At 48.0% G+C, this 12,165-nt stretch carries 9 protein-coding genes; 4 read left to right on the forward strand and 5 right to left on the reverse strand.

Annotation, left to right across the window (positions count from 1 at the left end):
* Positions 1-8: 8 nt before the first annotated feature.
* The gene (locus tag NSQ38_RS03125; protein WP_339787012.1) at positions 9-1,238 is read right to left on the reverse strand and encodes an anhydro-N-acetylmuramic acid kinase; all 1,230 of its coding nucleotides are present in this window, start codon (positions 1,236-1,238) and stop codon (positions 9-11) included.
* Positions 1,239-1,520: 282 nt separating this feature from the next.
* Here NSQ38_RS03125 and NSQ38_RS03130 point away from each other — a divergent pair, with 282 nt between their 5' ends.
* Positions 1,521-2,933, forward strand: coding sequence for an N-acetylmuramoyl-L-alanine amidase family protein (locus tag NSQ38_RS03130; protein ID WP_339787015.1), 1,413 nt, complete (start codon positions 1,521-1,523; stop codon positions 2,931-2,933).
* Positions 2,934-2,967: 34 nt separating this feature from the next.
* Positions 2,968-3,528, forward strand: a complete 561-nt coding sequence (locus tag NSQ38_RS03135) for a GerMN domain-containing protein (protein WP_339787018.1) — start codon at positions 2,968-2,970, stop codon at positions 3,526-3,528.
* Between the two features lie 75 nt (positions 3,529-3,603).
* Here NSQ38_RS03135 and NSQ38_RS03140 read toward each other — a convergent pair whose 3' ends face one another.
* The 4 genes from NSQ38_RS03140 to NSQ38_RS03155 form a co-directional block, all read right to left on the reverse strand.
* Entirely contained in the window at positions 3,604-5,193 is a 1,590-nt protein-coding gene (locus NSQ38_RS03140) for an MBL fold metallo-hydrolase (RefSeq protein ID WP_339787020.1), read from the reverse strand.
* Positions 5,190-6,860 (reverse strand): iron ABC transporter permease, encoded by a 1,671-nt coding sequence (locus NSQ38_RS03145; protein WP_339790383.1) that lies wholly within the window; start codon positions 6,858-6,860, stop codon positions 5,190-5,192. Before NSQ38_RS03145 ends, NSQ38_RS03140 begins: the two co-directional genes overlap by 4 nt.
* A 118-nt stretch (positions 6,861-6,978) precedes the next feature.
* Positions 6,979-8,052: an ABC transporter substrate-binding protein gene (locus NSQ38_RS03150; RefSeq protein ID WP_339787022.1), complete on the reverse strand. Its 1,074-nt coding sequence runs from the start codon at positions 8,050-8,052 to the stop codon at positions 6,979-6,981.
* Between the two features lie 70 nt (positions 8,053-8,122).
* Entirely contained in the window at positions 8,123-9,139 is a 1,017-nt protein-coding gene (locus NSQ38_RS03155; protein WP_338590139.1) for an ABC transporter ATP-binding protein, read from the reverse strand.
* A gap of 355 nt (positions 9,140-9,494) precedes the next feature.
* On the opposite strand from NSQ38_RS03155, the gene NSQ38_RS03160 reads away from it, so the two are divergent.
* Complete coding sequence (locus tag NSQ38_RS03160) at positions 9,495-10,403, forward strand: LysR family transcriptional regulator (protein ID WP_339787024.1); 909 nt, start codon at positions 9,495-9,497, stop codon at positions 10,401-10,403.
* A 147-nt stretch (positions 10,404-10,550) separates the two neighbouring features.
* Positions 10,551-11,411 (forward strand): hypothetical protein, encoded by an 861-nt coding sequence (locus NSQ38_RS03165; RefSeq protein ID WP_339787026.1) that lies wholly within the window; start codon positions 10,551-10,553, stop codon positions 11,409-11,411.
* Positions 11,412-12,165 lie beyond the last annotated feature (754 nt).

A 12,165-nucleotide genomic window follows, 5' to 3' on the forward strand; every position in this document is an offset into this window, starting at 1 on the left:
AGGCCTCACTAGAGTGTGAGATTGCCTGAGATTACGGCGTGTTTCGCTCCGGTTACTGCCGGGAGTGTATTGGTTCTTCCCATAAGTGCCTCATGGCCAAGTAGAGCAAATCCAATGGCTTCCCGAGCATCATCAGGTACGCCATAATCTGCTGTTCGTTCCAAACGGATATCTTTCGGTAGTCTCTGACGGATCATCTCCATCAACGTGGCATTGGAAGTACCACCACCGCACGCTAGCATGGCCGATATCTGCACCTTGGGCAGGATAAAATCCTTTACTGCGCGCACGATGGTCTCCGCGGTCAGACAGGTGGCAGTAGCCAGCGTATCTTCAAACGTTAAGGAACGCGCTGCGGCCATCTCCATGAGTCTCACTGCATATGCGGCTCCATATACTTCTCGCCCGGTACTTTTCGGCGGAAGTCTTTTGAAGTACTCATCCTCCAAACACAGTTCTACCAGACCCTGATCGACCTTCCCCTGTGCGGCAATACTTCCATTCGGATCATAATGCTGCCGCCCATCCGTTGCCTGCCGCACAATGGCGTCCATCACCATATTCCCCGGTCCCGTATCAAATGCCGAAATACCTTCGGTAGATGACTCGGATGGAAGCACCGTCACATTGCCAATGCCACCGATATTCTGCACCAGCCGTCCTTCCGTCGGGCTGCGGAACATCAGAGCATCCGCATAAGGCGTAAGCGGGGCACCTTCCCCACCAGCCGCCATGTCCCTTGCTCGTAGGTTACCAATCACTGGCAGCCCTGTCCGTTCTCGAACGACAGCACATTCACCGATCTGCAATGTCGATACCACATCAATACTGGCTCCCGTTGGCCCTGGAAATGCAGAGGCTACAGGAGCATGCCATACCGTCTGTCCATGCATGCTAATCACATCCACCTGCTGCGTTGAAATACCGGCAGACCGCATCAGTTCCGTAACGCTATGCGCATACCACTCCGATACACCAAAATGCGCGGCTGTCAGCTCGTCGACACGAGCTGTCCCCGGTGAACATAACCGGATCAGCACGTCTCTCAATCCATTCGAATACGGCACACAGACGAAATCAACCAGCTCGATCTGCTGTAATGCCCCGCTCATATCGGTTTGAATACGCACCAATGCCGCGTCAGTTCCATCAAGTGACGTTCCTGACATTAGTCCGATGACCAGATGCTCCTGCTTCAAACGATACTTCTCCCACATCGGATAGCTGCCTGTATCCATCCACTTCCAACCTCCTGCAAGACCCGATGAACACGTCATCCTGCCATAATTTCACCCAGTATATGATATTAAATTTCACAAGTCAAACATTATATGAAATTTAATTACATCATTGAAAATAAAAAGAGAGATATTCATCCCATTTGCGATCACACATCATGTTTTCTTCCATCAATTGATAATTAGATATCAGAAGAGAAACATTTTTACATTTTTACCGTTTATACTATGTAGGCATATTTTGGAAGTGTCATATAGATCTAATACTAGTCGAGGTGCATAATGAAGAAAACCATTTTACTATTGTTTCTGAGCCTGTTCTTACTCGTTTTGTTCCCTAATCAGGGAAATGCCGCTGCAAGTTCGTCGAAAATCTTTATGGATGGAGAGGAATTAGTCCTCCCAAGTGATGTACAGGTGACGATTATCAATAAAAACGTGATGATCCCGATTCGTGTCGTTGCCGAAAATTTGAAATTCAAAGTTGATTGGAACCAACAAGCACGAACTGTAAAAATTCAGCAAGATCAACAGACAATTTCCCTAACCGTCGATCAAAAGCAAGCCATGGTTGCTGACAAACAAGTCACTTTGAACACAGCACCGCAGATTTTGAATAAAACGCTGGTGGTGCCCATTCGATTTGTCAGTGAACAAATGGGGCTTAAGGTAAGATGGAATAATCAAGATAAGATCGTATACTTAACAAACACCAGTAAGGAACCTGCTATTGAACCAGGAAATAGTCCTGGAAAAGGGGATTCAAGCTCTACCGCTCAGGTTACCGATATCCAATTTGCTAATAATCAGCTCGTTTTATCCACCGATGGGGCCGTTCAGCCGATAGTAACGACCCTCAAGTACCCTGATCGTCTGGTTGTGGACTTGCCCGGAGCCACCTTTGGTGATATCTCCCAACCGCTGGATCAAGGACTCAATGGCAAGTTGGATGTGAGCGGTTATCCCAATGTGACAGAAGTGAGATATTCACTGTTCAAACGAGAACCGGCACAAGTTCGCATTGTCGTGGAATTGAAGAATGTGAAGAATGTCCAGTACAGCCAAAATGTGATTGCCGACAAACTGATTATTGATCTGAATGTTGCGGGAGACAATGTCACACCTGCTCCAGTCACTCCAGTAGGCGATTCAGGACGCAAGGTCGTGGTCATCGATCCAGGACACGGTGGCAGTGACCCGGGGACGATCAGCATCACGAACAAACCCGAAAAAGAATACAACCTGGCATTGGCTCACAAAGTACAAGCCCTGTTGCTCAATGAACCTAATATCGAATTGGTGATGACTCGTGAAGGTGATACCTATCCGACCCGTCCTGAGCGTGTTCAGCTTGCCAATCAATTAAATGCAGATGTATTTGTATCTATCCATGGCAATAGTGTGAAGTCCGCCCCCCAAGCCACAGGTACAGAGACATATTATTATCAACGCAGTAACAGCAAGGAATTAGCTACTATCATTCATCAACGTTTGGTGAAAGCCATGGGTCTCAGAGATCGTGGTGTGAAAAATGGCAACTTGGAAGTAATCCGAGACACGACCATGCCTGCAGTGCTTTTGGAGGTGGGATTCTTGAGTAATGTACTCGATGAAGAACTGATGTCGTCCGAAGTTGTTCAGATGAAAGCCGCTCAAGCGATAGCCGATGGAATCAAGGAGTATTTGGGCCTATAAATTATCAAATAAATTAAATGAAGGAAGTGATTCTTTGAATAAGAAGTTAGGTTGTGCACTTATATTATCATGCTTGATCCTTATCGGAGTTGGATGTGCCCAGAAGCCAGTGAGCCAATCCGGTTCAAATGAACCTGCTGTTCAGGGAGGACAGGCGCAGTCACCAAACCCATCCGAAACGGAGGTGGATCTGGGCACAATGAATATACAAGTCGTCGATGTATATTTGGCAGATTCTCAGGTACTGGAGCTTGAGAAAACAGAGCAGGAAATTGAATACAAAAATGATTCCGAAAAATATGAAAAAACATTTGCAGCGTTGCAAACGAACACCAATTCGGAGCTTGTTTCCCTCTGGGAGCAGGTTGAATTGCTCTCTATCCAATATGCTGAGGGTACAGTGACTTTGGATGTTCATATCCCCGCTGAAGCCAATCTTGGTACCAGTGGAGAATTGCTCGCATTGGAAGCTTTAACAACAACGATGTTTCAATTTGATGAAGTGAACAGCCTGGATATACTGGTGGATGGTGAAGCCGTGGATAGTTTGATGGGTCATGCCGAACTGGAACACCCTATTCATCGCGAACCCTAAAGATCACACAACAATGGAAAAAGAACGTCCCCAGGGACGTTCCAATCTGTCGCAGCAATTTGATTCATGCACAATTCACACATATAGCTCGTCACCAGCAGACAGTGAATGTACAACTGTTCCCGGTAACGGGCTATTTCTGAGCAAACCTTCTTTTAATCGGTCCGTCTCTGCCCGGTCAGCATGCACAAGGACCGTATGCTTTGCTGGAATCAGGTGCAGCATCCGTTCAACATCCTTCCAGCCCTGATGCACTTTATAACGTATTTTCCGCACCTCACACACTCCATACTTGTCAGGAACCTGCAGCAGCTTATCACCAAATGTACCATGAGCAACATGCCCGGTGAGCAGAATCAGATTCTCCTCCCTGTCCGATAATTGACTATAATACCAACGAGCAAGTGAGGACTGCATCATGCCGTCCGGAATGAACCATAGCGAAGCAGCATGATGTTCCAACAGCTGTTCCCGCTCTTGGGTGGTTGTAGGCAGATCCCATCCTCGTCCAGTCAGAAAGCCATCAATTTTGTCTTTCAACGAACTTCCGATGACATGCTCTCCCTTCTCCCTCAACCAATACGGAACATGCATAAGCTGCTTCATGCCGTCTACCAGCCCGTGTTCTACTACGATTGGGATAGCCGGGAATTGTTGCTGTGCCCACAGTATGATCTCCTGTCCACGACCTACGACAGGCATGGGTAAGAGCACCTTTCCGCCTTGAGCAATCGTCTGGCGAATGGCTCGTTCAAGCTGTTCCAGTTTGTCGGCCTGTGTATCCTGGTCCGTACCGTAGGCCGCATCAACGATCGCCAGATCCACTAGCCCGACGGAAGATATTGGCGCAGCGTCTGCTACGTTTGCTCTGTCTGCTCTGTCTGCTCCATCTGCTCCGTTGGATGTGAAATTTCTCTGCTTCATGGGTATCTCCATGGATACAAGTGTTCTTGACGATGCCTCTGATGCAACAGATGTATGATCTTGTGACGTTATGAATTCTCCAGCCTTTTGCCCACTGTTTATGGCGATTAGTTCCTCTGTACCCCACCGTTCGCTGCTCGGAGCATCGAACACAGGATTCTCACGAAGCATGTTTGTCTGCCAGAACGCCTCCGCTGGACAATCCTCCTGTAAAAGCAGCGATTCGGACGTGTAGTCCCCGGAATAGAAAATCCGCTTACCTTCCATTTCAACCCCAAACCACACCGATCCAGCCAGATGTCCACTCCGGCCCCACATCACTTTTACTTCTGGAAAAGGTTCAAACCAGGTTTGGGATACAACCTCATCTTCCAGATACCGATAACGAATAGCCTGCTCATCTACTTCATCATAAGGAAGTTCTTCGCCTATACGCTCTACAAACCTACGCCAGTTGGCAAAATACGTACGCAGCTGCGCCCTCGTCTCTCTCGTCGTCCACACTTCACCCTGGTAGCCCATCTTATACAGCAAAGGGATGGCGACCGAATGATCCTCATGGGCGTGGGACAAGAGGACCGCGTCCAGTTGTGGGACAATCTCCGGATCGATCAGCGGATACTGGCCTTTGCCTTCTTTTTTCACACCACAATCCAGCAAAAGGCGAAACCGGCTCCCGCTCAGGAGATAGGCGGAACGTCCATGTTCCCCTGCACCGCCCCATACGTTCAGTTTGATCATGATGCATTCCACTTTCTCTTTGAATTCAGCATTTCGATTCCAAGCAGCATGAACACCGTCATACCTACTGTCACGACGGCCATCGCCATGCCGAGGGATACCTGACCTTGTTCAAACTGGGCAAAAATATACGTAGCGGACGTCTGCATCGACGGCGGAAGAATCAATAACGAACCTACCAACTCCCGGGTAGCAATCGTAAAGGTCATCATCCATCCGGCCAGCATGCCGGGTAGGATCAGCGGGATCAGGATTCGCCGCAGAATATACAGCGGTTTCCCGCCAAACACTTGCCCAGCCTGGAACAACGTTCCGTCAATCTGGGTAAAGCTCGATTTTACATACTGCACGGTGTAAGGCAAGAAGAGAACAACGTACGTGAGCACAACCATGCCGTAGGTGTTATACAACGTGACTGGCATCCAGGGTGAGTTCCAGAAGAGAATCAGACCCACGACCATCACGATGCCCGGCACCGTATTAGGCAACAGACTGAACAAGTCAATCACACGCTGCATGAATGAAGACGATCTGCCAATCGCGAGAGCAAAACCCGTACCGATAATAACAGCAACGGTTGAAGCCGCGAGGGATAATCCCAGACTGTTCCCGATGGCCTTCATACTCACCGATCCCCAAGATAACAGCTCCTTGTAATGATCCAAGGTGAGATTATCAAAAGCAATTCCCGATCCCCGTAACTTCATGGTCGAAGCGGCGATGATGGAGAAATACGGAATACCTACCGACAGGATCAACAGGATTGCAAGATACGCCCCGCATAACCATCCAGCCCCGCCACGAAGAGAATATCGCTTCGAACGTTGCCCTTTGCCACCAACCAGACGATACGTGAACTTCCGGCTCATGGCAGACTGCATATACCACATCACCAGACAGACGGACAGCAGCACCGATGCCAGTGAAGTCGCCTTGCCGAAGTCAATCGGCCAACTGGAGATGTACTTATGAATTTCGGAGGTCATAACATAGTAGCCAATCTTGCGCCCGAAGGTTGCCGGTGTTCCGAATTCCGCAATCGTTTTGACAAAGACCAGCATGATCCCCATGCCGTAAGACGACAACAACAGGGGTAAAATAATACGTCTGAAACGGTATCCTGCACGTGCACCGTGCACAGCTCCTGCTTCTTCCAGATTGCCACCGATGCGGATCAACGCATCTCGAAGCAGCAGATACAGGAATGGGAACAGGTGCAAGCTCATGATGAGCACCATGCCCCAGAAGCTGAAGAACAGCTCACTCCAGCCCGCAGATGAGGGCACCCATTGCTGGAGATATCCCCCTTTTTGCATAAACAGAATCCAGCCCATCGATCCGATATACGGCGGGGTCATGAACGGAATCATCAGGATTACATCCACCCAGCGATGTTCGCCCATCCGAGTCTTCGCCATCATCCAAGCCAGCGGTAGCGCCAGCAGCGTGGTTACTGCTACAACGCAGATACCAAGCCAGACGGAATTCAGCAATACACCCGATAGATGATGACCGGTAATCGTGCGAATCGGAGCCATCCAGTCCCATTGTCCATCCGGATACACACTTTGCCAGAAGATCAGCAAGAGCGGTACACCAATGCTTATGGTCAGCAGAAAGAGGGCCAGAATCACGCCCACTCTCCGAAAAATTCGGTTGTTGTCCATTCCAACAGGTTTCACTACGTTCACCTCACATGACTTTCCACAGACAGCAGGTATTCCTTTTGCCTAATTGTGTCTCTATACTTGTTCTTCTTTGGGTATTTTGCATATGCAAAAGTACTTACTTAAAAGTCTCGGAAAAACGCGCCGCTGTCTCTTCGCCATGTTCGCTCATCCAGTTCCAATCCACTTTAAGTTGTGGAATATCCTTCACATTGGCACGGTTAGTCGCTTCAATGTCTTCGCGGCCTGGGATCAGATAAGCATCTGCAACAAGCTTCTGTGCTTCGTCGGACAATAGATAGTCAATGAACGCTTTGGCATTCTCTACATTTGGACTGGATTTCAGAATCGCTGCCGGCCTTGGGCTGATTACCGTGCCTTCCTCAGGATAAACGATATCCAGTGGTTCACCTTTTGCTTTGGAGGAATACGCCATGTAGTCCACACCTGCCGCTACGATGCTTTTGGCACCCGTAATGACCGGATCCAATGCTTCCTGATTGGCACCTGCCATCGCTACACCATTGGCTTTGTAGGCACTCAGCAGATCCCAACCTTTTTCACCATTCGCACTCAGGTATCCTGTGATGAAGTCGAGTGCTGAACCTGATAATGTTGGGTCGGGAATGTTCACTGCATCTTTCCACGCAGGCGTAGCCAGCTCTGCCCAACTTGTTGGTGGTGTAGATACCAGTTTGGTGTTATACACGATACCCAGTGCGGAAGCACTGCTGCTGAAATAGTTGCCCTCTGCATCCGACCAATCCTTGTTCAGCTTGTCTGCATTGGCTGCTTCAGGGTAAGGCATGGTCAGTCCGTCTGCTTTCAAAGCCTGTGCTGAAGGCAGCGAGGCTAGAATCACAACGTCTGCAACCGGATTGGACTTCTCTGCTTCCATACGAGCCAGAATTTTGCCTGTCGTTCCCTGGAACATCTCGACTTCAATCCCCGTTTTGTCCGTAAATCCACTCACGATGTTATCCGCCAGCTTCTGTGGGCCAGCACTGTACAGTACCAGCTTGCCTCCAGCCGGTTTCGTTGTTTCCGCCGCTGCTGCTGTGTTTCCTTCACCCGCGGGTTGTGCCGCATTGCCTGTGGTTGTGTTCCCTGTACTACATCCGAACAAACTGATACTCATGATCGCTGTTAATAACAGCATTGCGCTCTTTTTCCGTGTTTTCATATTCAACATATTCGTCCATCTCCCCTGGTTTCTTATAAAATGTGTACTCCTGCTTCCAACTGCGTGCTTGTTCAACAATTTAATATGCCACTGCGATCGCTTCGTTCTGCTTCATACTCGGGTGGTCATAACCGTCCATTCGGCATATCCGCTCGGGGGCTACATGAAGCTGAACCCGCTCTCCCACACGCACTCTTTGGTTCATATAGGCTGTCCATACGCCCAGCCCTTCCATCTGCACCCGTACTTCATAACGCTCACCTACATAGCTGACACTAAGTACCGTCCCTGGATAACACAGATCATCATGACCTGTTTTGTTCCAAGTGACATGCTCTGGACGCACCATCGATTGATTAGGCGTGAGCCAGTTGGACTTTCCGATAAACGAAGCGACATATGGATCACTCGGCGCCGAATATATCGTTTCCGGACTTCCCTTTTGCAATATCCGACCCTTCTGCATCACCACAATCTCATCCGACATCGACATCGCTTCAATCTGATCATGTGTGACGTACAGCGCAGTCAGCCCCATGTCCCGAACCAGCGACATCATCTCAATCCGCATCTCTTCCCGGAGTACAGCATCCAGTGCACTCAGTGGCTCATCGAACAGGATCACACCAGGTCTAACCGCTACGGCTCTGGCAAAAGCAACCCGTTGCTGCTGTCCACCAGACAGCTGATGAGGATATCGATCTTCCATGCCTTGCAGGCGAACCATGCCAAGTGCTTCGTTCACCTTTTGCCGCAGATCAGATTTCTGTTTTCCGGCCTTCAGGCCAAATGCTACATTTTCGTATACGGTCATATGCGGCCATAATGCAAAATCCTGAAACACCATGCCCAGATTACGCTTGTGTGTTGGTATATCAATCCGCTTCGCCGCAGAGTAGATACACTGACCATCTGCACGAATCTCCCCCGCGTCCGGCTGTTCCAGCCCGGCCAACATGCGGAGCAGTGTTGTTTTGCCACAGCCCGATGGGCCGAGCAGGGTCGTGAACTTTCCATGTTCAAGCGTTAGATCTGTCGGCAGCAGTGCGGGTGTTTGATTAAATGATTTTTGAATTCCTGTCATCTCTAATTTCATAAGCATCCCTGCCTGTCTTCTGTTACTTGATCTCTTGCACTGTTCTCAGTCTAACGTCCGCTTTCGCGAGTTGTATGTCTTGTATGTAAAATTGGAATTAACTTTTTAGATGAATTCTGTTGATGTTCATAGATTAAATCTATAGTAGGTGAACTAATCATTTGCACGATAACGGAGAGGACAGAAAAAACCTGAAAAAGCGGAGCGTTCGCCTTTATCACCGGATTTTCCCTTTGAGAAAGGGAATCAAAAAAATCTGGGGATAACAGCGATTGGAAGGTTGTTCTGTCATCGTAGTGTCTGTGTAAATCTTTAGTTCAATTTATATAGTAGAAGTGAGAGGAGTGTCGGGACATTGAATCTGATCAAATTGCAAATTGTTGAGCTGATCGACAAGCATCATCACATGACAAGCGTGGCCGAGTTACTGGGAATCAAACAACCGACCGTTACATTTCATATGAAGTCATTGGAGGAAGAGATGGGTGTGCGATTATTCGAATCGCGCAGTGGAAAGACTTTTTTAACCGAGGCCGGACAAGCCCTGCTCCACTATTCTGTCAAAATCAATGCTTTGACCCAAGAGGCAAGGCGGGTAGTGAAGGAGTATGACAGCCTCTATCGGGGCACCCTGCACATTGGGGCAAGCTATGTACCAGCTACATATCTGCTGCCTGCCATGCTCAATACCTTTTCTCAAGAATTCCCGGGCATTCGTATCGTCTTATCCGTCAAACCTTCACCTGTCATTCGCGAGATGCTGATTCGGCATCAGATTGATCTGGGGGTGATCTCTTCCGAGCCATTTGTTGGACCCGCACTACAAGCTGAGACGTTGTGTGAAGACGACCTGGTATTGATCTGTTCTCCGCAACATGGGTTGGCCCAGAAGGATGCATTAACCCCTGATCATATCGCGCAGATTCCTTTTGCCTTACACGGCAATGAGTCCAGTACTCGTCGGTTAACCAATCAATGGCTTGCGCAACATGACATTCGTTTGCGGAGTACGGTGGAGATGGATTCCCTGGAAGCGATCAAACAGCTCGTGTTAATCGGGGGGCATGTCTCATTCATGTCTCGGATGGCGGTACAGTGGGAGGAACAGCACGGGCTCATTCAAGTTCTTCCCATTCCCGGAGAGCAGGCACCACGCCATATATACACCGTACATAACAAGGACCGCCACCCTTCAGTTCAGGTAAACCGCTTCAAAGAAGTGCTGCGAGAGGTGAGTCACGGCTTCCCCATTTTCCATGGCTGATTGCCTTGATCCGCTATAAACTATCGTTTGCCATTCATCAAATCTATGCAGGGTTAACGCAATGTGCGCTTCCCTTTAATCGCTTTCAGATACTCGGGCGATAAAGTGGGATCTGTACGTTAATCCAGATTAGGAGAGTGATTGGTTTTGAAAAAGTGGAAAAAGGTAACAGCCTCATTGATGCTGAGCATCGTAACATTGGGAAGTGGAATGACATTTCTGGGAGCACCCCAGGCTTCAGCTGCTGCCAATGCCGTTCCTGCTTATGAAGTGAAGTTTCTGGCCAAGCCGGAACTTGTATTAAATACAGATGGGACACCACGCAGTGAAGTGATTCAGACACTCGGCCTGAGTTCCACGCCAAGAAACATTAACGTAGAGTACTTCGACACCAATGCTCTCGGATTGGATCAACAAGGATGGAACGTTCGTTTTCGCAAAAAGGATGACAAGAATAACTACGAATTGACTTATAAAAAACGCTACCCTGTAATCAATGGCGACATCAACGCAGCGCTGACTCTGGCTAATCAAGAGGGTTTCGATAAATCGGATGATAACTACGAGGCTGAAATCGATTGGGGATATGGCAAACAAACATTGAGCTTCTCCAACACCAAAAAAGTCGATACCAAAGCAACAGGTGTTCAACTTCCTTCAGAGCAAGAAGCCTTAAACATGTTGCTGGATAAGCTTCCGGGCAAATTGAAAAACTGGACTTCCTCCAACTGGGGCAAGCAGCAACTGACTCAATCCCGTGCATATGGTCCGATAAGTTTCCAACGATATGAAGGTACATGGAATGGTCAAGAGCTTACACTCGAAGTATGGCCGATCCGCAATGCTGCAGGTACAGGTATTGAGAATATCGTAGAGATCTCTTTCAAAACCGATGATGCTGTAGCCGTATCCGGACTGCGTACCCAACTGCTGCAATTGCTGGAGAACAACAACTGGCTGATTCCGGCTGATGGCTTGAAAACACAGACGATTCTGGAAAGATACTAATCGCTAGCTCTAACAAAAAAGACAAGTTCCTCTTCCTGCGGACATCGTAGGAGAGGGCTTGTCATTTTTGCGTAGTGAATTAAATGATCTGTTATTTAAGTAATTCTACGATTAACATCGGTTGAGATTTTACTGGTTATTCGCTCAACAGTTTGGATGATGGGCACTATGTATTGGCTATTCTACAACTCGGTAACCTATATCAATTCAATTTATAGTGGAGAATTACGCGGTTCAATGATCATAGTTTCTAAAGTCTTATAATTCCATCACTTGAGTTTCGCGCGAATAGCTGACCCTCGATTTCCCATAGAAATGCTTTAGCGTGCGCAGGCTTCATAAATCTTAATACTATCGGACGTACCCTACCATTCATCTCGTAGTGTATTACGAGATAATTTCTCGAATTTGAGCTACCTGTTCTTTTTGGATATCCTGCACTCCCGATTTTTCTTAATGAGAGTTCAAACGTTTGCTGACCACTTTGAATATATAAGTTCCCATTACCTATCAGCACATCCACCCGCCTGCCTTCCGCAACTTGTGGAAGCCCTGACTGATGAATCCCTACTGCATGTAACCTTGATCCGAACTGCTGTTTTAGTTTATTGGATCGACTCGTCGTTCGAATACCAAATATCGAAACTAAGATAATAAAACCAAGTATAAACCACATTCTATATACCCCCCTTCGCTTTTTCTTCTGTATATCATTTTCATATTATCATATGGACTTCTTATTTGTATGACAATA

The organism is Paenibacillus sp. FSL R7-0313, from assembly GCF_037969885.1.
Taxonomy (GTDB): domain Bacteria; phylum Bacillota; class Bacilli; order Paenibacillales; family Paenibacillaceae; genus Paenibacillus.

What these genes read in the sequence shown, in the direction of transcription:
- NSQ38_RS03145 (WP_339790383.1), bottom strand. Translation starts at nt 6,860, where the DNA reads ATGGACAACAACCGAATTTTTCGGAGAGTGGGCGTGATTCTGGCCCTC.
- NSQ38_RS03140 (WP_339787020.1), bottom strand. Translation starts at nt 5,193, where the DNA reads ATGATCAAACTGAACGTATGGGGCGGTGCAGGGGAACATGGACGTTCC.
- NSQ38_RS03155 (WP_338590139.1), bottom strand. Translation starts at nt 9,139, where the DNA reads ATGAAATTAGAGATGACAGGAATTCAAAAATCATTTAATCAAACACCC.
- NSQ38_RS03130 (WP_339787015.1), top strand. Translation starts at nt 1,521, where the DNA reads ATGAAGAAAACCATTTTACTATTGTTTCTGAGCCTGTTCTTACTCGTT.
- NSQ38_RS03125 (WP_339787012.1), bottom strand. Translation starts at nt 1,238, where the DNA reads ATGGATACAGGCAGCTATCCGATGTGGGAGAAGTATCGTTTGAAGCAG.
- NSQ38_RS03150 (WP_339787022.1), bottom strand. Translation starts at nt 8,052, where the DNA reads ATGTTGAATATGAAAACACGGAAAAAGAGCGCAATGCTGTTATTAACA.